The sequence below is a fragment of the Vibrio aestuarianus genome, from assembly GCF_012395185.1.
GTDB lineage: Bacteria > Pseudomonadota > Gammaproteobacteria > Enterobacterales > Vibrionaceae > Vibrio > Vibrio aestuarianus.
Genome location: NZ_JAAZTU010000007.1, coordinates 87,341 through 108,398 on the forward strand (window position 1 = coordinate 87,341; position 21,058 = coordinate 108,398).

16 protein-coding genes are annotated in these 21,058 nt (G+C 44.2%); 5 read left to right on the forward strand and 11 right to left on the reverse strand.

Annotated elements, in window-relative coordinates; genetic code table 11:
- Positions 1-16: 16 nt before the first annotated feature.
- Positions 17-1,540: a CYTH and CHAD domain-containing protein gene (locus HGG78_RS04810; RefSeq protein WP_053310748.1), complete on the reverse strand. Its 1,524-nt coding sequence runs from the start codon at positions 1,538-1,540 to the stop codon at positions 17-19.
- Positions 1,541-1,744: 204 nt separating this feature from the next.
- On the opposite strand from HGG78_RS04810, the gene HGG78_RS04815 reads away from it, so the two are divergent.
- The 3 genes from HGG78_RS04815 to HGG78_RS04825 all read left to right on the forward strand — a co-directional run bounded on the left by HGG78_RS04815 (position 1,745) and on the right by HGG78_RS04825 (position 4,595).
- Positions 1,745-2,425 (forward strand): TIGR00153 family protein, encoded by a 681-nt coding sequence (locus HGG78_RS04815; protein ID WP_053310747.1) that lies wholly within the window; start codon positions 1,745-1,747, stop codon positions 2,423-2,425.
- Positions 2,426-2,567: 142 nt separating this feature from the next.
- Positions 2,568-3,827: an inorganic phosphate transporter gene (locus tag HGG78_RS04820; RefSeq protein WP_053310746.1), complete on the forward strand. Its 1,260-nt coding sequence runs from the start codon at positions 2,568-2,570 to the stop codon at positions 3,825-3,827.
- A gap of 159 nt (positions 3,828-3,986) precedes the next feature.
- Entirely contained in the window at positions 3,987-4,595 is a 609-nt protein-coding gene (locus tag HGG78_RS04825) for a TIGR04211 family SH3 domain-containing protein (protein ID WP_053310745.1), read from the forward strand.
- Positions 4,596-4,636: 41 nt separating this feature from the next.
- On the opposite strand, the gene HGG78_RS04830 is transcribed toward HGG78_RS04825, so the two are convergent.
- Positions 4,637-5,416, reverse strand: coding sequence for a general secretion pathway protein GspB (locus HGG78_RS04830; protein ID WP_172532224.1), 780 nt, complete (start codon positions 5,414-5,416; stop codon positions 4,637-4,639).
- A complete protein-coding gene (locus tag HGG78_RS04835) occupies positions 5,416-7,014 on the reverse strand; it encodes an ExeA family protein (RefSeq protein ID WP_172532225.1) in 1,599 nt (532 codons plus the stop codon). Before HGG78_RS04835 ends, HGG78_RS04830 begins: the two co-directional genes overlap by 1 nt.
- Before the next feature lie 88 nt (positions 7,015-7,102).
- On the opposite strand from HGG78_RS04835, the gene HGG78_RS04840 reads away from it, so the two are divergent.
- Positions 7,103-8,329, forward strand: coding sequence for a multifunctional CCA addition/repair protein (locus HGG78_RS04840; RefSeq protein WP_172532226.1), 1,227 nt, complete (start codon positions 7,103-7,105; stop codon positions 8,327-8,329).
- A gap of 90 nt (positions 8,330-8,419) precedes the next feature.
- Here the strand turns inward: HGG78_RS04840 and eno are convergent, their stop codons facing one another.
- The 5 genes from eno to rlmD form a co-directional block, all read right to left on the reverse strand.
- Entirely contained in the window at positions 8,420-9,721 is a 1,302-nt protein-coding gene (gene eno, locus HGG78_RS04845) for a phosphopyruvate hydratase (RefSeq protein WP_053310742.1), read from the reverse strand.
- A 79-nt stretch (positions 9,722-9,800) separates the two neighbouring features.
- Positions 9,801-11,441: a CTP synthase gene (locus tag HGG78_RS04850; RefSeq protein ID WP_053310741.1), complete on the reverse strand. Its 1,641-nt coding sequence runs from the start codon at positions 11,439-11,441 to the stop codon at positions 9,801-9,803.
- A 203-nt stretch (positions 11,442-11,644) separates the two neighbouring features.
- Entirely contained in the window at positions 11,645-12,454 is an 810-nt protein-coding gene (gene mazG, locus HGG78_RS04855; protein ID WP_172532227.1) for a nucleoside triphosphate pyrophosphohydrolase, read from the reverse strand.
- A gap of 88 nt (positions 12,455-12,542) precedes the next feature.
- Entirely contained in the window at positions 12,543-14,765 is a 2,223-nt protein-coding gene (gene relA, locus HGG78_RS04860) for a GTP diphosphokinase (RefSeq protein WP_172532228.1), read from the reverse strand.
- A 63-nt stretch (positions 14,766-14,828) separates the two neighbouring features.
- A complete protein-coding gene (rlmD, locus tag HGG78_RS04865) occupies positions 14,829-16,151 on the reverse strand; it encodes a 23S rRNA (uracil(1939)-C(5))-methyltransferase RlmD (protein WP_172532229.1) in 1,323 nt (440 codons plus the stop codon).
- Positions 16,152-16,336: 185 nt separating this feature from the next.
- On the opposite strand from rlmD, the gene barA reads away from it, so the two are divergent.
- The gene (gene barA / locus HGG78_RS04870; protein ID WP_172532230.1) at positions 16,337-19,114 is read left to right on the forward strand and encodes a two-component sensor histidine kinase BarA; all 2,778 of its coding nucleotides are present in this window, start codon (positions 16,337-16,339) and stop codon (positions 19,112-19,114) included.
- Positions 19,115-19,189: 75 nt separating this feature from the next.
- Here barA and acpS read toward each other — a convergent pair whose 3' ends face one another.
- Genes acpS through recO form a run of 3 tightly spaced genes read right to left on the reverse strand, consistent with a single transcriptional unit; the run spans position 19,190 to position 21,036 of the window.
- On the reverse strand, positions 19,190-19,570 hold the full coding sequence (gene acpS, locus HGG78_RS04875) for a holo-ACP synthase (RefSeq protein WP_171979743.1): 381 nt from the start codon (positions 19,568-19,570) through the stop codon (positions 19,190-19,192).
- A 9-nt stretch (positions 19,571-19,579) separates the two neighbouring features.
- Entirely contained in the window at positions 19,580-20,311 is a 732-nt protein-coding gene (gene pdxJ, locus HGG78_RS04880) for a pyridoxine 5'-phosphate synthase (protein ID WP_053310735.1), read from the reverse strand.
- Positions 20,308-21,036 carry a DNA repair protein RecO gene (recO, locus tag HGG78_RS04885; RefSeq protein ID WP_053310734.1) on the reverse strand — a complete coding sequence of 243 codons (729 nt, stop codon included), beginning with the start codon at positions 21,034-21,036 and terminating at the stop codon, positions 20,308-20,310. The genes pdxJ and recO overlap by 4 nt, the downstream gene beginning before the upstream one ends.
- Between the last annotated feature and the right edge of the window lie 22 nt (positions 21,037-21,058).

Consider the following 21,058-nt stretch of genomic DNA (forward strand, 5'->3'; position numbering starts at 1 on the left):
GGATTAAAAGTCCAGATTAACGGTGACTACGCCAATAAGGCTCAGCTTCAATACCAATGTTACGGGTTTGCTCCATCGCATGGACAATTGAGTTTTCTTGACGAACCAACCAACGTTTCAATTGATCTTGTTCATCATCTTGCAGTTTATCGACCAGACTTTCTAATGGTTTGAGCATCAATAAATCATCAATACCTTGTAATAAATCCGCCCAAGGCAAACGAAAATTCTGACGCTCTTCGGCATCATACAAACTTGCAAACCCAACACCGGTATATAAATTGCGCATTAAACGATATTGCTGATCAATATACTCTTGAGGGTTCAGTTCAACTTTGGGAGGGAATACCTCCATTAACTCAGCCCACGTTCGATCCAACTGCTTCACTGAAAAGGCTCGTATATTACCCGCCATTTTGTCTCTTGCTTTATCATCCAGAAATGGCTGCCATCCACGGCTAAGAATCCAACGACTAAGATCAAGCAGTAAACCTGTGTAACGCGCCGAATTGAGTAACTTGAGCACATCATCACGGCTTGGCAATGCTTCTTGTTGCTCTTTTAATTCTGCGATTAAAAATTTGCGTGCATCAAGCTTACGTAACGCATGGCCTTTATCCTCAAGTAAGTCAGCTAAATAGTCATACGTTTTTAACCAAGATAACTCTTTCTCTAACCACTTCAATTCTTGACGCAAAATCGCACTAGCTCGACGCGGCACAATCCCACCATAAACAGTGAGTGTTTGACGTAAAAAGCTAATCGCATGTTTAATTTCGTGCAGTGCTGGAACCGAATCTCGTTCAGTATAAATCTGCTCATGATTGTGCCAATGAGACAAACCATGCTCTAAAGAATGGATAAAGCAAGATTCAACACTATCACAGCTGTCAGTGTTAACCAAAGCCAATGGTTTTACTTCATCGCCAAGGTAGGCTGAAAATAGACGATAACCTCTTGCCGCTTTGCTCAAATTACCAAGGCGCATACCACCATGTTCACAAAATTGGCGTGCAAGTGTAAACAGAGCGTCGGTTTGTCCCGACTTGAGCTCAAGCTCCACTTCACAAATCGGTTCTTGCTGATCACCAGCGACAACAAAACCTTGATCGAAAGCAACTTCGACCTGGCTACCATCAGCCATGCCGATCAACCACTGTTCGCGGGTGAAATTCGTTGAGAATAAGGGGATCAATTCTGATTGAAGCGCTTCAACACTTTTACCCGTTGGCCATATATCTTCGGGATGTAGGGCCAGTTTAGGTTCATCACTATTGTGCTCTGCGTTATATTCTGGTCTTTGGTGTAAGCCCGCTACGACTCGCCCGGCTGTTTTCACGGTTTGAACATACACATCATCAAAACGGCGAATACGAAGCCCAGTATCATGCTGACGTAGCCAATTATCAGGCGTATCAAAGTAAATGTTACCCAACTCTCGACAACTGTGCTGAAGTACTTTGAGTTCAGAAATTTTGTATCGTAAAATTTCCGAAAATTGTGGAGAAACAAAAAACTTCAGTTCTATCTCGGTTTCCATAACTAACCCTTTCAAAGCAGATGGTGAAAGAATATTGCCTAATGCACAGTGGGGCAAGTGACAAATATCACCAGAATGATGATCTAAAACAGTTTAAATGAGAGATTGAATGGGTTAACATGCGCGCCTTTATAGCCATCGCTCAACATTTCACCAAGAATGGTGTATGTTCTTTTAAGGTTATATTTTTTAGGTTGAATGACCATGCCAGTAAATACAATTATGGGGTTATTTGCAAAGTCCCCTATAAAGCCTTTGCAACGCCACGTGGTATGTGTGAATGAATGCTGTTCACATCTAGTCAACTTCTTTGAAGTCGCTTCAAAGGGTGATTGGGAAAAAGCAGCTGAAATTCGTGCTCAAATTTCTCATCTAGAGAAAGAAGCAGACGTACTTAAGCGTGAAATTCGTCTTAAACTGCCTCGCGGTTTATTTATGCCTGTTGATCGTACCGACATGTTGGAACTATTAACTCAGCAAGATAAACTCGCAAACCTTGCCAAAGATATTTCAGGCCGTGTTTACGGTCGTCAATTAATCATCCCAGAGCCTCTTCAAGAAAACTTCATTGCTTACGTAAAACGTTGCTTAGACGCAGCGGGCCAAGCACAGAAAGTGATCAATGAGCTCGATGAGTTATTGGAAACTGGATTTAAAGGTCGTGAAGTTACGTTAGTAGCTGAAATGATCAATCAACTGGATGTGATTGAAGATGACACTGACACGATGCAGGTTCAACTACGCCAACAATTGATGGCGATTGAATCAAAAATGAATCCGATCGACGTCATGTTCTTGTATAAAATTCTAGAGTGGGTGGGTGGCATTGCCGATCAAGCACAGCGCGTAGGCGCTCGTCTTGAAGTTATGCTTTCTCGTTCTTAAATCAATAAGTTAACCAAATAACGAAGAGCACTATTTGATACCATCAATTAAGCGTTGATTATTATTCATCGCTGATGGTTTTTTGCGTCATTAAAACGTAAACAATATTGCTCCGCTTGTTATCAAACAACTAGGTATTACGATGGATATCCTTGCGAACTACGGCACTGTCCTGATTATTGTTGCAGCCGCTTTCGGTTTTCTGATGGCTATTGGTATTGGTGCAAATGACGTTGCGAATGCAATGGGCACCTCTGTAGGCTCGAAAGCACTTACCGTAAAACAAGCCATCCTTATTGCGATGATCTTTGAATTTGCGGGCGCATATCTCGCTGGTGGTGAAGTAACCGACACTATCCGTAAAGGTGTTATCGAAACATCTCTATTTGCACACCAACCTGATGTTCTTGTCTATGGCATGATGTCTGCGCTACTTGCCGCAGGCACATGGTTATTGTTGGCTTCTTACATGGGCTGGCCTGTTTCGACTACTCACTCAATTATCGGTGCAATCATCGGTTTTGCGTGCGTATCAGTCGGTACAGAAGCCGTCGATTGGGGCAGTGTACAAGGCATTGTAGGGAGCTGGATTGTGACTCCCGTCATTTCTGGTTTCTTTGCGTACTTGATTTTCGTCAGTGCACAGCGACTGATTTTTGATACTGAAAATCCGTTGATGAATGCGAAACGCTTTGTGCCAATTTATATGTTTATCACCACCATGGTTATCGCTTTAGTAACCATCAAGAAAGGCCTGAAACACGTTGGCTTACATCTAAGTGGCGGTGAAGCTTGGATGTGGTCAGCCATTGTTTCTGGTTTGGTTATGCTAGGCGGCTACCTATACATTAAAAAGAAATTTGCCAACCGCGAAGAAGACCATGGCTTTGCTGGCGTTGAAAGTATCTTCAGTGTGTTGATGGTCATTACCGCATGTGCGATGGCTTTTGCTCACGGCTCAAACGATGTAGCAAACGCAATTGGTCCACTATCTGCCGTTGTTTCCACTATCGAACATATGGGTGAAATTACAACCAAAAGTACAATTGCATGGTGGATTCTTCCACTCGGTGGCTTTGGTATTGTAGTCGGCCTGGCAACATTAGGTCACAAAGTAATGGCAACTGTAGGTACCGGAATTACTGAACTTACACCTAGTCGTGGTTTTGCAGCCCAGCTAGCAACCGCTTCTACGGTGGTATTGGCTTCAGGTACTGGCCTTCCAATCTCCACTACACAGACACTCGTCGGTGCGGTTTTGGGTGTTGGTTTTGCTCGTGGTATCGCAGCGCTTAACTTGGGCGTTGTGCGTAATATTGTTGCTTCTTGGATCGTAACATTACCAGCAGGTGCACTGCTTGCAGTTGTGTTCTTCTATGCAATCCAAGCCGTATTCGGCTAACTAAGCGCGTCAATATATTGTAAATACAATGTCATTATTGACTCAAACGCACAGAAAGGGAGGCTTAGCCTCCCTTCTTTGTTGCACCAACTAACGAAACTTCTTAATATTTGCCAAAAGCATTTTTTGATACCTCATCTGATTGTTAAAGGACTTATCGTGAAAAAACTGATCTGCATGGTTCTATTCACCATGTTGGCTGCGCCAACTTTTGCGCAAGACCGCTATATTGCGGACAAACTCTTTACTTACATGCATTCAGGGCCGAGCAACCAGTTCCGAATTCTTGGCAGCATTGATGCCGGTGATAAAGTAAAATTGCTTGATGTAAACAAAGAGTCAGGTTACAGCCAAATTGTCGATGAGAAAGGTCGTACCGGTTGGGTTGAAAGCCGTTTCGTTACTCGCCAAGAAAGCATGGCAATGCGTCTTCCTAAACTGGAAAGCGAACTTGCAGAAGTCAAAGGTAAATTGGCTAATGCACAAAAAAATGCAGACAGTGAAAAAGCAGGTCTTGTTGATTCACTCGAGGTTCGTAATCAACAAATTGCTGAACTAGAACAAAACTACAGTGACATCAGTAAACAGCTCACTGCTGCTCAAACAGAAACTCGTGAGCTTCGTGCAAGGCTCGATACTCAAAAAGAAGACTTACTGCTTAAATATTTCACTTATGGTGGTGGTGTTGCCGGTATTGGTCTTTTGCTTGGCTTAATTTTGCCACACATTATTCCGCGTCGTAAAAAGCACCCTTCTGGCTGGGCTTAATCGATTCGATGTAAAAATGGTCACTCTTCAGTGACCATTTTTTATCCCTGCCAATCATACAATGCGGGAATTTCAATCCGTTGGTTGCTAAATAGTATGACGGTTGATTGAGGCTCTATCGCAACCAAATTAACATCACTAGTCACCACATCCCCTTCAACCCTCTCGACGCCATTAATCTTGACCCAGCGCTTATCTGCACGGCTAGAATAAACATGTGTCTGAAAGTTCAATGCAGGCAAACGCCCGGCAAACTCATCGGCGTGCTCTGTTAATAACACATTTGCACCAGATGACTTTGATGTGGGTTGCTGCCCCTTGTCTTGTAAGGCAAGTTCAACTCTTTGCACCAACAGTGGTGATAACTGACTGAGATCCACATCCCCAAGACCAAATTCGGATTTTTCACTACTTGAAACTGCTGCCGAACTGTTCTGTGAAACTATGGTTAGATCTACAGCCTTCTGCTCGCTCTGATTAGAAAGCAGAACGCTATCCGACGGTTGTGAGGTCAAACGAGGAATCGCTTTCAGCTCGGCAAAATCAGGATAGTCCAATAACTGGTAGGGCGCACTTTCGGTCACCACACTGGGACCATTTTGAACAAGTTGATCAATTTCATGTAATCGAGCCTGATAACTTTGATACAACAAGTAGCCAAGACAAGCGAGCGTTGGCATACACAATAGCAGCAAGTTTTTCAGCGACACTAATTTATGTGGTCGAGTCGCCATTTTCGGAGAAGTCGAGGTAAACACTACAGGTGCATTTTGCTGATGACTGATTTCTGATTGTTCCAATGCTTTAAGAACTTGCGACACTATATTTTCTCCTCTGTCATCATTAACGTCGGCGCATCTTGCTGAGTCAGTAGTTCAAGCTGCCTTAAAGTACGGCTACCGGCAATGCCATCGACATCCATATTCTGCCAACGTTGGAAAAGCTCTACCTTACGCTTTAATGAACCATTAAACTGAACTGACTCAGAAACTGGCTCACCCAACACCTGAGATAGTTTTTGATTCAGTATTTGCACATCTCTCCCCTGCATACCTAGCTTCAGCGTGCGAGTTAATTGACGCTGCCAAATATAGCGATATTCTCCAGACCACAAATCGAGAAGCTGCGCTCTATCTATTTGAACTCTCTTATCCGCTAAAATGAGCTGCACTTGGTCAGCCACCAGACCGTATAACACCGCATAGCCAGTTGCCTGACCGATATTCAACGTCAGTACAACCGGTAGGCCAATTTTTTCAATATCATCAAGGTTACCGAGCTCTCGTTGACAACGGAAAAGGCTCTCGATTTCGTTACTGCAAAAGCTATCAACTAAAGCAGCTTGGTATCCCCAAACCTTATACAAATCACTAACCGCGTCCTCTAGCTGGCTTGAAGCCCGTACATCACTTTCTAACTGAGGGCTAGTGACCTGCATAGTGATCGGCTTGGGTAATGCAGGCAATGGAATCTGTTGAGCGATAACACGATCAATTAAATGTGGGCTAAACCAGCCGGCTGCGATAGCAATTAACGCTCCAGCAGCAATAACGGTTAAGTTTAGATAGGGTTTCTTGGTCGCAATGCTTTGAGGAGGTTGATAAACCGATGACTGAAATTTCATAATATCTTGGCAAGCAGAACGGACGATATCGAAAGAGATTTCGCGCACTCCCTGCTGGTAAGCCAATTTTAAGCACGCATCACAGACTAAATTGATAAGCCTAGGGATACCGTGAGTTTGCGCGGCAATCCATTTGCTACTCTTGAGATTAAACAGCTCCGGATTACCACCGGCTAATTTCAGGCGAAAATGAATATAGTGCGCGGTTTCTTCTTCATTTAATGGCAGTAAGTGGTAACGCCCAGTGATACGTTGTGCCAACTGGCGTAGTTGCGGTAATTGCAGTTTTTGCTGCAATTCAGGCTGTCCAATCAGCAACACTTTGAGTAATTTTCGACTGTCTGTCTCAAGGTTAGTCAATAGCCGTAGTTGCTCTAGCACATCCGCCGCGAGATGCTGTGCTTCATCAATCACAAGCAGTGTATTCACACCTTGTGCATGGTTGTTTAGCAGAAATTGATAAATAGCCTGGCTTAACTGTTTTAAACTCGCAGGCTGCTGATATTGAATCGCAAACTCATCACATATCGCTTCGAGCAACTCAATATCTGAAAATGTCGGATTTAAAATAAACCCAGCCCGCGTCTTGTCATCTAGAGCCGCCAACATGGCGCGAGCCACCGTCGTTTTTCCCGTGCCCACTTCACCAGTTAATAACGCAAAGCCTCCACCTTCACCCAGCCCTGCCTGTAAATGCTGTATCGCTTCACGATGACGCTGACTCAAAAACAGGTAACGAGAGCTCGGCACAATTGAAAACGGGTGCTCATTGAAAGCAAAATATTCCTTATACATTCTCTCGTCTCTATCATTTCAGTGTTAGGAAAAGTACCATTGCTAACATCAATCGCCAATGGCATTTCTGTATATTCGAGGTAATCCGGTGCAAGTATACTTAGTTGGGGGCGCGCTGCGCGATCAGTTACTCAATATTAATGTCTATGACCAAGATTGGGTCGTGGTTGGCGCTAGCCCAGAGCAAATGTTGGAGGCTGGCTTCACTCCCGTTGGTAAAGATTTTCCTGTATTTCTGCATCCCAAAACCAAACAGGAACATGCTCTGGCACGAACAGAGCGTAAAACCGGCTCTGGATATACTGGTTTTGCCTGCTATTACGCACCAGATGTTAGCCTCGAAGAAGATCTTATGAGGCGTGATTTGACCATCAATGCCATGGCGCAAGATCCACATGGGCACATTATCGACCCTTATGGTGGGCAGCGCGATCTTCAATTACGTATTTTGCGCCATGTATCCGACGCGTTTGTTGAAGATCCTTTGCGGGTTTTACGCGTTGCTCGTTTTGCAGCCAAGTTGAGCCATTTGGGTTTTACCATCGCCGATGAAACCAAGCAATTGATGCAAACCATTTCGCTATCAGGGGAACTGGCACATTTAACTCCAGAGCGCGTCTGGCAAGAATGGCACAAGTCCCTCTCCACACACAATCCCGAAATCTTTCTTTCTGTTTTGCATGAATGTGGGGCATTAAAAGTGATTCTACCAGAGTTAGATCGTCTATTTGGTGTCCCACAGCCGGAAAAATGGCACCCTGAAATTGATAGTGGTATTCACACGCTGTTAGTGGCCGCACAAGCGGCTAGGCTCTCGTCTTCTCTTACAATCCGTTTCGCAGCCCAAGTCCACGACTTAGGTAAAGGTGTAACGCCAGAAAGTGAATGGCCAAGCCATAAAATGCACTGTCATACTGGGGTGAAAATAATTAAAAAACTGTGCGAACGCATACGTGTTCCAAATGAATTCAAAGAATTAGCACTATTAGTGTGTGAGCAGCACTCAAATATACACAGAGCGGCCGAGCTGAAAGCAAGCACCAAGCTCAAAATATTCGATAAACTCGATGTATGGCGTAAACCAGAGCGTTTGAACGACGTATTACTCTGTTGCCAAGCCGATCACGCTGGGCGATTAGGGTGTGAGAATACCCCCTATCCTCAAAAAGCAATCTTTGAGGCGGCATATCAAGCGGCTCAATCAGTCGTGGTGAAAGATATCGTTGCCAGCGGGTTACAAGGAAAAGCGATCAGAGAAGAGATGGAAAAAAGACGTATCGCCGCTATTGCAGCTTTGAATGCAAGCAAAGCTTAGTGTAAACGAAATAGCCCAGCACAAAAAAACGCCCTGCAATGCAGGGCGTTCTCTAAAGTAGTAAAGCTAAGTTAATTTCCACAAGGGGAATTAAGCTTGACCTTTCACTTCTTTAAGACCGTTGAAAGGAGCGCGCTCACCTAGAGCTTCCTCGATACGGATTAGTTGGTTGTACTTAGCAACACGGTCAGAACGGCTCATAGAACCAGTCTTGATTTGACCTGCAGCTGTACCTACCGCTAGGTCAGCGATAGTTGCATCTTCAGTTTCGCCAGAGCGGTGAGAGATTACTGCTGTGTAACCTGCGTCTTTAGCCATCTTGATTGCAGCTAGAGTCTCAGTTAGAGAACCGATTTGGTTGAACTTGATAAGGATAGAGTTAGCTACGCCTTTCTCGATACCTTGAGCAAGAATCTTAGTGTTAGTAACGAATAGATCGTCACCTACTAGTTGAAGTTTGTCACCTAGTAGTTCAGTTTGGTGCTTGAAGCCATCCCAATCTGATTCGTCAAGACCGTCTTCGATAGATACGATTGGGTATTGGTTAGCTAGGTCAGCTAGGTAGTGGTTGAACTCTTCAGAAGTGAAGATTTTACCTTCGCCTTTCATGTTGTAGTTGCCAGCTTCTTTGTCGTAGAACTCAGATGCAGCACAGTCCATCGCTAGAGTAACGTCTTTACCTAGTACGTAACCTGCAGATTCTACCGCTTCTTTGATTGCAGCTAGTGCAGCAGCGTTAGATTCTAGGTTAGGAGCGAAACCACCTTCATCACCAACTGCAGTGCTTAGGCCTTTAGCTTTAAGAACTTTAGCTAGGTTGTGGAATACTTCTGCACCGATACGTAGAGCTTCTTTAAGAGTCTTAGCGCCAACTGGTTGGATCATGAACTCTTGAATATCTACGTTGTTGTCTGCGTGCTCACCACCGTTGATGATGTTCATCATTGGTAGAGGCATAGAGAATTGACCAGCAGTACCGTTTAGCTCAGCAATGTGCTCATATAGAGGCATGCCTTTAGCTGCAGCTGCAGCTTTAGCGTTTGCTAGAGAAACAGCAAGAATTGCGTTAGCACCGAAGTTAGATTTGTTCTCAGTACCATCTAGGTCGATCATCACTTGGTCGATAGCCGCTTGATCTTTAGCATCTTTACCAACTAGAGCGTCAGCGATTGGGCCGTTTACAGCAGCAATAGCTTTAAGAACACCTTTACCTAGGAAACGTGATTTGTCACCGTCACGTAGCTCAAGAGCTTCGCGAGAACCTGTAGATGCGCCAGATGGAGCAGCAGCCATACCTACGAAACCGCCTTCTAGGTGAACTTCAGCTTCTACTGTTGGGTTACCACGTGAGTCGATGATTTCGCGACCTAGAACTTTAACGATCTTAGACATTAATGTTTCCTCTCGTTGAATTTAAATGTCAAAACTATAAAGGGCAGCAGCACAACAATTGCAACTGCCCATATCCTTGTTACTTCTCTGATTCACCGCGTTGGAACTCACCTGCTGCTTTAATAAAGCCTGCAAATAGTGGGTGACCATCACGAGGGGTTGATGTGAATTCTGGGTGGAACTGAGCTGCTACAAACCATGGGTGAGCAGGGTTCTCTATCACTTCAACCAATTTCTTGTCAGCAGACAGACCTGATACTTTTAGGCCAGCTTTCTCGATCTGCGGACGAAGATTATTGTTGACTTCATAACGGTGACGGTGGCGTTCATGAATTGTCGCACTCCCGTAAAGCTCGTACGCTTTGGTGCCTTTTTCTAGGTGGCAAAGCTGCGAACCTAAACGCATAGTACCACCAAGATCAGATTTTTCAGTACGTTCTTCTACGTTACCTTCACCATCTACCCATTCGGTAATTAAGCCTACCACAGGGTATTTTGTTTCTTTGTTAAATTCTGTTGAATGTGCACCTTTTAGGCCCGCAACATTACGCGCGAATTCAATTAGCGCTACTTGCATACCAAGACAAATACCTAAGTAAGGTACTTTATTTTCACGTGCATACTGTGCGGCAAGGATTTTGCCTTCAATACCACGGTCACCGAAACCACCAGGAACTAAAATAGCATCCAAGTCAGCGAGCACTTCCGTACCTTTCGTCTCAACATCTTGCGAATCAATATATTTGATTTTAACACTTAGACGATTCTTCAGGCCTGCATGTTTCAATGCTTCGTTAACTGATTTATAGGCATCTGGTAATTCAATGTACTTACCAACCATACCGATAACGACTTCAGCAGTAGGATTCGCTTCTTCGTAAATCACTTGTTCCCATTCTGCAAGGTTCGCTTCTGGCGCGTTAATACCAAAACGGTTACAAACAATATCATCAAGACCTTGAGCTTTGATCAACTGAGGGATTTTGTAGATTGAATCCACATCCTTCATTGAGATAACTGCTTTTTCTGGCACGTTACAGAACAGGGCAATTTTCTTACGCTCGTTCGCTGGGATCATACGATCGCTACGGCAAACCAGAATATCAGGTTGAATACCAATAGAAAGCAGTTCTTTCACTGAGTGTTGTGTTGGTTTAGTTTTCACTTCACCAGCAGCAGCAAGATAAGGCACTAAAGTAAGGTGCATGAACATTGCGTGTTCGCGGCCAACTTCAATCGCTAGCTGACGAATAGCTTCCATGAACGGTAGTGATTCGATATCACCTACTGTACCGCCAACCTCAACGATAGCCACATCGTGACCTTCGGAGCCTGCGATAACGCGGTCTTTGATAGCGTTAGTAATATGAGGGATAACCTGAATCGTTGCACCTAGGTAATCACCACGGCGCTCTTTACGCAATACATCGGCATAAACACGACCAGCAGTAAAGTTATTGCGCTTAGTCATTTTGGTACGAATGAAACGTTCGTAGTGACCAAGGTCAAGGTCAGTTTCAGCGCCATCTTCCGTGACAAACACTTCACCATGTTGAGTTGGGCTCATTGTGCCCGGGTCAACGTTGATGTAAGGGTCAAGCTTCATCATAGTCACTTTAAGACCACGAGCTTCTAAAATCGCCGCAAGAGATGCTGCCGCAATACCTTTACCTAGAGAGGATACAACCCCGCCAGTAACAAAAATGTAATTTGTCGTCATGTTTAACCTGAAATTGGTTGAATGAGGGAAATGGATTTCTTCTGGACGGGATGAAAATATACCAGAAGCCCTTATCCGCTACAACGTGAAATCTATCACACTGTTGTTTTTTATTTTTTGCTTCAAATCAAAGTGCACCACTCGATATGACTTATTGCACCACGCAAAAGCAGAAAATTAGCCTCAAAAAGCCAACATAGCCTTCAAGATTTATTTTTTGCTGTTTCTAATCTTTTCACTTCATTCCACATCGCATCTAACTCATCCAATGAAAAGTCCGTTAGCTGTTTTTCATTTTCTGCCACCATAGCTTCAATCGCTTGAAATCGGCGAGAAAACTTGCGATTTGCTTTATTCAACGCCACTTCTGGGTCGGTTTTTAAATGCCTAGCCAAATTAACCGTAGCGAATAGCAAATCCCCCATTTCATCTTCCACTCGTGCAAAGTCAGGATTGACTTGCAAAGCTTCTTCCATGACCTCGTCGATTTCCTCATGAACCTTATCAACAACAGGCCCAAGTGAATTCCAATCAAAACCGTATTTGGCACACTTTTTTTGGATTTTTGTAGCACGTAAAAGTGAAGGGAATGATTGTGGTATTGAGTCTAGAATACTTTGTTGTTTTTTGCCTGCTTGTGCTTTCTCTTTGGCTTTTTCTGCTTCCCAGTTGGCGTTTATTTGGGCTTCATTCTCAAACTTAGTATCAGAAAAAACATGCGGATGGCGGCGCGTTAGCTTTTCATTGACCGCAGCAACGACTTCTGAAAAATCAAACAAACCTTGTTCTTTGGCCATTTGGCTATAAAAAATCACTTGGAAAAGTAAGTCACCTAATTCTTCTTTTAGGTTTGGCCAGTCTTGATTATGAATGGCATCGACCACTTCGTAGGTTTCTTCAATAGTATAAGGAACCACGCTTTCAAAAGTTTGCTTATTATCCCAAGGGCAACCATTTTCTGGGTCACGCAATTGCGCCATGATCTGTTCAAGTTGTTCAATTGGATGACTCATTTTTTGTCCTTAACATCAATTTTTAAAGAAAAAGGTGAGCAGCTAAAGCCACTCACCTTTTAATCGCATTTTGTATTCACTAATTAAATCAGCCAAGACGCTTCACTAACATCACATCTTTCAACTGCTCAAGTCGTTGAATCACTCGTGATAATACTTCAATATTATTGAGTTCAAGATCAAAGTCCATGATCAACAATTGGCGCTTGTAATCCACTCGGCTTTTCATACTCGGCACTTTGATTTTTTCGTTGGCTAACAAGGTGGTAATGTCTTTGATTAGTCCACTACGTTCCATTGCCTCAATGCGCAGCGTTAGAATGTACAAACCAACAGAACCCCCGCCCCATACGGTATCAATGATACGCTCTGGAGCATGATGACTAAGTTCTTCGAGCTGCTCACAATCACTGCGATGCACTGAAATACCTCGCCCTTGAGTAATGTAACCCTTGATGAGATCACCAGGAATGGGTTGGCAGCAACGCGCTAAATGGGTCATTAAGTTGTCAACCCCTTCCACTACAACTGCATCTTTATGTGGCCTGCTTTGTTGTGGTGTTCGAGCTTCTGACTCTTGAAGCTTTTCGAGCGCCTGTCGATCTTCTTGTTCAGCCGTTGGCTTATTGACTAAGGCATTAATGTGATTAACGATTTGGTTAATGCGTAAATCACCGCTACCAATACCGACAAATAGCTCATCCGGTGTATTTACGTTAAAGCGTTTTAGAGCGTATTTTTCGGCATCTTTTAATGTCGCGCCAATTTTAGCTAATTCATCGTCGAGAATTTCACGCCCAGCTTCTAGGTTCTTTTCACGACTCTGCTTACGGAACCATGCGTTAATCTTCGCGCGCGCACGACCAGAATGAACAAAACCTGTCGATGGGTTTAGCCAATCACGCGATGGGTTGGGCTCTTTCTGTGTGATAATTTCAACTTGATCACCCATTGATAATTTATGGGTAAAAGGCACGATACGTCCAGCCACTTTAGCCCCGATACAACGGTGCCCAACTTCAGAGTGAATATGGTAAGCAAAGTCGAGTGGTGTCGCGCCCATTGGCAAATCGACGACATCACCACGAGGGGTAAACGCGTATACGCGGTCATCAAATACTTGGCTTCGAAGTTCATCTAACATTTCGCCAGAATCAGACATCTCTTCTTGCCAATCCAGTAGCTTACGTAACCACGTGATTTTCTCGTCATAGCCACTTCGGGCGTTTGATGCACCTTCTTTGTATTTCCAGTGCGCAGCAACCCCAAGTTCAGATTCTTCGTGCATCTGCTTGGTTCGAATTTGGATCTCGATGGTTTTGCCTTCCGGCCCTAAAATCACAGTATGGATGGATTGATAACCGTTGGGTTTAGGGTTAGCGACATAGTCATCAAACTCGCTAGGAAGATGTTTATATTTAGTATGTACAACCCCTAATGCGGCATAGCAGTCTTGCAGTTTATCAGCAATAATCCGTACGGCACGCACATCAAATAGCTCATCAAAAGCGAGGTTTTTCTTCTGCATTTTTCGCCAGATACTGTAGATGTGCTTAGGACGACCACTCACTTCAGCATTGATATTACATACTTTCATTTCAGAGCGTAAATCATCGACAAAATCGCGAATGTAATGTTCCCGGACAATACGCCGTTCTGACAGTTGTTTTGCTATCTGTTTGTAGGTCTCTGACTGCTGATAACGAAACGCGTAATCTTCAATTTCCCATTTAAGTTGACCAATACCTAAACGGTTAGCTAACGGCGCGTAAATATTAGCGCACTCTTTAGCGGCAAGGCGACGCACTTCATCTGGCTCATCTTTCACTTCACGTAAATTACAAATACGTTCAGCCAGTTTAATCACCACGCTGCGAAAATCATCAACCATCGCCAGTAACATACGACGTACATTGTCGACTTGTTCTGATGCTTCACTACCTTGCATCGTCACGTTAAGCTGACCAATCGCGGCCATTTCTTCCACGCCATCAATCAGTTTAACGACCTCTTTGCCGTAGGTTTCTTCTAGCACTTCACGCTCAACAATACCGCTGGTCGCAATAGGAAACAGTTGGGCGGCAACCAAGGTGGCTCGGTCCATAGAAAGCGTGACCAGTATTTCGATCATCTCTCTGCCACGCCAAAGCAATAGGGTCGATTTTGAGTGACCAGCCAATAAGGTTTCGCATTGGCGGTATACTTCCGTCAGTTTAGCGGAGGTATTTTTCTCTTGCTTTAAGCTCGTAATCCATTTTTCTAGCTCAAACTGTTCGTCTGGATTTAAGTGTGCGCTTCGAACCGCAACCATCTAATTCGTCCTAGTTTTATAGTTTGTGTTATTCGACTAACCGTCTAAGGATTAGTTCTCTCTTTATCGATTTTTTACAAATAGCGCCATAGATTCTAAATGACTCGTATGCGGAAACATATCCAACATGCCTAATTTTGCTAATTTATAACCTTGGCTTATCAAGCTTTGACTATCTCGAGCAAGCGTCGCTGGGTTACAAGAGACATAAACGACACTTTTTGCGCCTAAACGAGAAAGTTGATCAACAATACCAACTGCTCCTGCACGTGCTGGGTCGAGCAGTACTTTAGCAAATTTTTCCTTTGCCCACTCTTGGCTCGACAAATCTTGTTCCAAATTTGCTTGGTAGAACGCGATATTGTTTATATTGTTGTGCGTTGCATTCTGTTGTGCTTGTGTGACCATCTCGTCAACGCCTTCGACACCAACCACAAATTGTGCACGCTTAGCTATCGGCAAACTAAAATTACCCAAACCGCAGAATAAATCGAGTACCCGATCCTCTGGAGAAATCTGTAACCAGTCCATCGCTTGCTCAACCATTTTCTGGTTCACGTACCGATTGACCTGAATGAAGTTCGACGGCAAAAATGGAATTATCACCCCCCCCTCACTGTAAGTGGCTTCTTTTCCTGAGAGAATTTCAAGTTGCTCACTTTGCGGGACAACGTACAGCGTTGCCTGATGCTGCGCGGCGAATTCAAGTAAGGCTTGTTTATCTTCTGGAGCTAATGCTTTGAGGTGCCTTAGCACAATAACTGCACCTTGTTCACCTAACACCAGTTCTACATGGCCGAGCTGTTCTTGCTGTTTAAACGTGGTTAATAACGCCTTTAAAGGGGCAAGTAACTGGTTTAACTGCGGCTCTAATACCGAGCAGTCTGTGATGTTAACAATCTGCTTGCTCTGTTTTTTTCGAAAACCAAATAGCAGCTGCTGCTGTTTTTTATCCCACAGTAAACTGATACGTGCCCGACGACGATAACCTTTATCGGGGCCTGAAACCGGCTCAGACAATGTCAACGTTTGGCCTGCAAATTTGGTCATTAATTGACTGAGCGTTTGCTGTTTATGCTCGATTTGAGCCTCATGGGTCAGATGTTGTAGATCGCAGCCGCCACATTGTGAGTAATGCGGACAAAACGCATCAATACGCTGCTCACTTGGCTTTAACACTTTGATCAATTGGCCACGAGAAAATTTACTTTTACTCTCACTAAGCTGTATAAGCACTTGTTCGCCCGGCAGAGCACCATCGATAAAGATCGGTTTCTTTTGCTGATAAGCAATGCCTGCCCCTTGGTGATCAAGCCGCTCAATCAATACCGTTTGATGTTTGGTCTCTAGTTGCGTTTTCTTTTTCGGTTGGAAAAAACGTGCCATGCTTTATGCCTACGTAAGATTTAATCGGTGTTTTTCTGCCCTAGCGTCACTATTTAGTGCGGGGATGATTGTCGAATTTACTCGACTTGATTAAGCTAACCGCTAATTAAACGATTTTCGTACTAGCTTCGCTTGTCAAACTGCGGGCTATTTTCCCATATCCACACCACGATGTTTAGACAATAATGACCAGATATGGCTTACGCGCGCGCGTTATTACCTTAACCCTAGCTCCAACCTTGATTATCGGCTTATTGCTGAGTGCTTTTTTTTCCTTTAATCGCTACCACGATCTTGAAAATCAGGTGATTAATGCAGGGGCGAGCATCATTGAACCCTTAGCGATTGCTAGCGAAGAGGCGTTAAAGAATCAAAGCCGTGAATCAGTACGACGTATTATCAGTTATGCACACCGCAAAAATTCGAAGTTAGTTCGCAGTATTGCTGTATTTGACGCCAACCACGAATTATTTGTAACGTCTAACTTTCACCCCAATTTTGAAAGCCTGACTTACCCAAAAGATAAACCGATACCGATCCTTAGTAGCTCACACCTGACCGAGAATACGCTAATTTTACGTACTCCCATCCTCGAAGAAAGTCGTCTAATTGAAGGTGGGGGCTCTGAAGCCACTACGCCAGCGTTAGGTTATATTGCGATAGAGTTGGATCTTTCATCTTTGCGCTTACAGCAGTATCAAGAAATTTTTTCAGCCTTTTTGGTGCTAGCGCTTGGGTTAGGGTTATCAGGAGCCTTTGCATTTCGACTATTGCACGACGTCACACGTCCTATTACCCATATGAAAAATATGGTGGACAGAATTCGCCGTGGTCATTTGGATGTGCGCATTGAAGGTAAAATGCACGGCGAATTGGATTCGCTCAAAAAAGGCATCAATGCGATGGCAGTTTCGCTATCGGAATATCATGTTGAGATGCAACACAGCATTGATCAAGCGACCTCTGACTTACGTGAAACCTTAGAACAATTAGAGATTCAAAACGTCGAACTCGATATTGCTAAAAAACGCGCCCAAGAAGCAGCACGCGTGAAATCAGAGTTTCTTGCCAATATGTCACATGAACTGCGCACCCCACTTAACGGTGTGATCGGTTTTACCCGTCAAATGCTGAAAACACAGCTCAGCAACAGTCAAATGGATTACCTCCAAACCATCGAAAAATCAGCAAACAACTTATTGAATATCATCAATGACATCTTAGATTTCTCTAAGCTTGAAGCAGGTAAATTGGCATTAGAAAACATTCCATTTGAGTTCCAAGAAAGCCTCGAAGAAGTGGTGAATTTGCAAGCCACCAGCGCTCATGAAAAAGGGCTGGAAATCACGCTTAAAGTTGACCAAAAAATCCCAGCAGGATTAGTTGGCGACCCACTACGAATTCAGCAAGTACTGACCAATCTTGTGGGCAACTCGATTAAATTTACTGAACGCGGCAATATCGATATTAGTGTCGAAATGCGCTCGCAGCGCGATGATGTGGTAGAGCTACAGTTCATGGTTCGCGATACGGGGATCGGCATTTCCGAGCGACAACAAGCCCAACTATTTCAAGCATTTAGTCAAGCCGACGCTAGTATTTCGCGTCGCTATGGTGGCACAGGCTTGGGACTGGTTATTACTCAGAAACTGGTCAGCCAAATGGGGGGAGAAATCAGCTTAACCAGTCGCCTACACCAAGGTTCAACCTTCTGGTTTACTCTGAGGTTGCACATCACCGAAATGCCAATGAGTGATTGGCTGGACCCTCAGATACTCAGCAGTAAACAATTGTTACTAATTGAACCCAATATGCAAGCAGCCTCGATTACACAGCAGATGTTGGTTCAGGCGGGGCTACATGTTACTTATCGTTCAGTGATACCTGAAGAGTCAGAACATTTTGATTATGTGCTACTTAATTTAGCGCCGAGTAAAGAAACTGACATTAAGTTGGTTGAACAATGGGTCAACAACGCCGTTAATATGGCAGATAATGTCATTATTGGTACGCCAAGTACTGAGCTTGCGCTATCCGATCATCTGATGCAGCAATATCCAGTACAGTGCATCACCAAGCCGCTATCGCGGAAAAAACTGCTGCAAATATTGATTGCCCACCAACCCGCCATTCAAGAGGTACCTGAATCACCTAGCGAGTTTGATAAACTACCACTGAAAGTCATGGCGGTTGATGATAACCCAGCCAACCTAAAATTGATCATGGCACTGCTGCAAGAGCGCGTAGAAACCATTGTTTCTTGTACCAATGGCCAAGATGCCATCGAACAGGCGAAAGATCATAAGTTCGATATTATTTTGATGGACATCCAAATGCCGCATATGGATGGCGTTACCGCATGCCAGGAAATCAAAAAGACCCAGCTTAATGCTCAAACCCCCGTTATCGCTGTTACCGCTCATGCCATGGTTGGGGAGCGAGATCGTCTCTTGAAAGCTGGTATGGACGATTACCTAACCAAACCTATCGAAGAACATATTTTGCAGCAGGTATTGGTTCACTGGAATCCGCACACGACTAGCCATGAAGTTGAAAAGCTAGAGCTCACTGAGCACTTGGAACCGATAATAGAGGCTCAAGAAGTCGCACATGCCGACACCATCATCATTGACTGGCAAACGGCCCTCAAACAGTCAGCCAACAAGGAAGACTTAGCAAAAGATCTACTGAAAATGTTGGTAGAGTCGATCCCTGAAATTAATCAAGTCGTTGCAATGGCATTAGAAGATGATGAATATTCAACGCAAGATCTGCTCCATCATGTACACAAACTGCATGGTAGCTGCTCGTACAGTGGCGTTCCGCGCTTGAAAAAAGTGTGTGCCACTATTGAGCAAGCTCTACGAGCAGGACAATTGATCAGTGATATTGAGCCAGAGCTATTTGAGCTGCAAGATGAGATGGAAAAAGTAGTCGTAACGGCAAAACCTTATCTGGTTTAGCCATTAAACCTGAACAATAAGAATAGGTTGGAGTTGCGCCATAGATGCCGCAACTCCAATGAGCATAACTACTAACTACGATTCGAATATCACCGTTGCGACCGCATAGTGACGTTCATCCGATATCGTTAAGTGGATATGTTGCACACCAGCAACTTCAGCCAATTGCGCCGCCTTGCCAGAGAGCGTCAGCAGTGGTTTACCATTTTGATCATTGCTAATTGTGAAGTCTTGAAAACTGACGCCATGTGCGATACCAGTACCCAATGCTTTCGATGCTGCTTCTTTGGCTGCAAAGCGCTTAGCAAGATAGCGGCCCTTTTGCTTCAATGAAGTAAATACAGCGAGCTCTTGCGGTGTCAAAATACGCTCGGCAAAAGCATCACCACTGCGTGATAATGCTTTTTCTATACGTTCGATTTCTGCGATATCACTACCCAGACCAACAATAGCCACTCGTTAACCTTATTTACGCGCCGCTTGCATGATTGCTCTCATGTCAGCAACAGCTTTATCTAAACCGTCAAACACGGCGCGACCAATGATAGAGTGGCCAATATTCAATTCATAGATTTCAGGCAATGCCGCGATAGCCGCTACGTTATGGTAAGTCAAACCATGACCAGCGTTAACGGTGATGCCAAGGTCACTGGCATAACTTGCCGCTGCTGCAATTTTCTTCAACTCATCTTGTTGATCAGTTTCCGTTTCAGCGTCAGCGTAATGACCAGTATGCAGCTCGATAAATGGTGCACCGCATGCTTTAGCGGCGTCAATTTGTTCACGGTCAGCATCAATAAAGAGCGAGACTTTAATCCCTGCCTCCGTCAGCTTTTCGGTTGCAGCTTTGACTTTTTCAAGCTGACCAAGAACGTCCAAACCACCTTCAGTGGTCAGTTCTTCACGCTTTTCAGGCACTAAACAAACAAATTCAGGCTGTGTTTTTAGAGCAATATCGACCATTTCATCAGTCACGGCCATTTCAAGGTTCATACGAGTTTGCAGCGTTTCACGCAAAATACGAACATCGCGATCTTTAATATGGCGTCGGTCTTCACGCAAATGGATTGTGATGCCATCAGCACCCGCGCGTTCAGCGATTTCAGCAGCGTGAACTGGGTCTGGATATTTGGTACCACGTGCATTACGTAAAGTTGCGATATGATCGATATTAACGCCTAAATAAATTGCGCTCATTTTCCTATACTCCGTACTTTGGAAAAACTGGTCATTGGCAGGAAAAGTTCCCTGCTCTTTAAAGGTTTACCGCCAAGATACGGCTTTAAGGCTATACGTGTAAAGCGTTTTGCCGCTTGAAGTTGCTCTTTGGTCACGAAGCGACGTTCACTAATTGCGATCAACTCATTCCCCATAAAGGTTAAGTTATCTCGGCGCACTGACGCAATAAAGCCTTTCTGTTCGCGATAACGATACGTCATCTCTGGGTCAATCGCTTCGCCTGTTCCTGCGCAATGTAAAAAATCGACGCCATAGCCCATTGCTGCGAGCAGGGCGAGTTCAAAACGTCTCAGGGCCGGCTCTGGATTATCACATTGAGCAAGTTCGGTAAGGGCATGCAAGTAGTCATGAAACAGACCGGGAGCAGGCACTTCTTGTGCTAACACTCGCCCAATCAATTCATTCACGTACATCGCAGAGTAGAGAGTAATGCCATAAAGAGGTAACCCTAAACTGATTGGTTCTGCTTGGCGAAGGGTTTTCATCGAGCTATTGCCCGACCATTTGAGTAATAAGGGAGTAAAAGGCTGTAAAGCACCTTTGAGATTCGAACGTTTGCTGCGCGCGCCTTTAGACATCAAAGTAACACGACCATACTCCTCGCTAAAAACATCAAGGATCAAACTCGACTCGCTATAAGGACGTCGATGGAGGACAAAACAACGTTGTAAACCTTCAGACATAAAGTAACTCAGAGATGAGCAG

Bases quoted from the DNA above. Each gene is read 5' to 3' on its own strand.
- rlmD (WP_172532229.1), bottom strand. From the start codon at position 16,151: ATGGCACGTTTTTTCCAACCGAAAAAGAAAACGCAACTAGAGACCAAA.
- HGG78_RS04820 (WP_053310746.1), top strand. From the start codon at position 2,568: ATGGATATCCTTGCGAACTACGGCACTGTCCTGATTATTGTTGCAGCC.
- mazG (WP_172532227.1), bottom strand. From the start codon at position 12,454: ATGAGTCATCCAATTGAACAACTTGAACAGATCATGGCGCAATTGCGT.
- recO (WP_053310734.1), bottom strand. From the start codon at position 21,036: ATGTCTGAAGGTTTACAACGTTGTTTTGTCCTCCATCGACGTCCTTAT.
- HGG78_RS04810 (WP_053310748.1), bottom strand. From the start codon at position 1,540: ATGGAAACCGAGATAGAACTGAAGTTTTTTGTTTCTCCACAATTTTCG.
- eno (WP_053310742.1), bottom strand. From the start codon at position 9,721: ATGTCTAAGATCGTTAAAGTTCTAGGTCGCGAAATCATCGACTCACGT.
- HGG78_RS04815 (WP_053310747.1), top strand. From the start codon at position 1,745: ATGCCAGTAAATACAATTATGGGGTTATTTGCAAAGTCCCCTATAAAG.
- relA (WP_172532228.1), bottom strand. From the start codon at position 14,765: ATGGTTGCGGTTCGAAGCGCACACTTAAATCCAGACGAACAGTTTGAG.
- barA (WP_172532230.1), top strand. From the start codon at position 16,337: ATGACCAGATATGGCTTACGCGCGCGCGTTATTACCTTAACCCTAGCT.
- pdxJ (WP_053310735.1), bottom strand. From the start codon at position 20,311: ATGAGCGCAATTTATTTAGGCGTTAATATCGATCATATCGCAACTTTA.
- HGG78_RS04835 (WP_172532225.1), bottom strand. From the start codon at position 7,014: ATGTATAAGGAATATTTTGCTTTCAATGAGCACCCGTTTTCAATTGTG.
- HGG78_RS04850 (WP_053310741.1), bottom strand. From the start codon at position 11,441: ATGACGACAAATTACATTTTTGTTACTGGCGGGGTTGTATCCTCTCTA.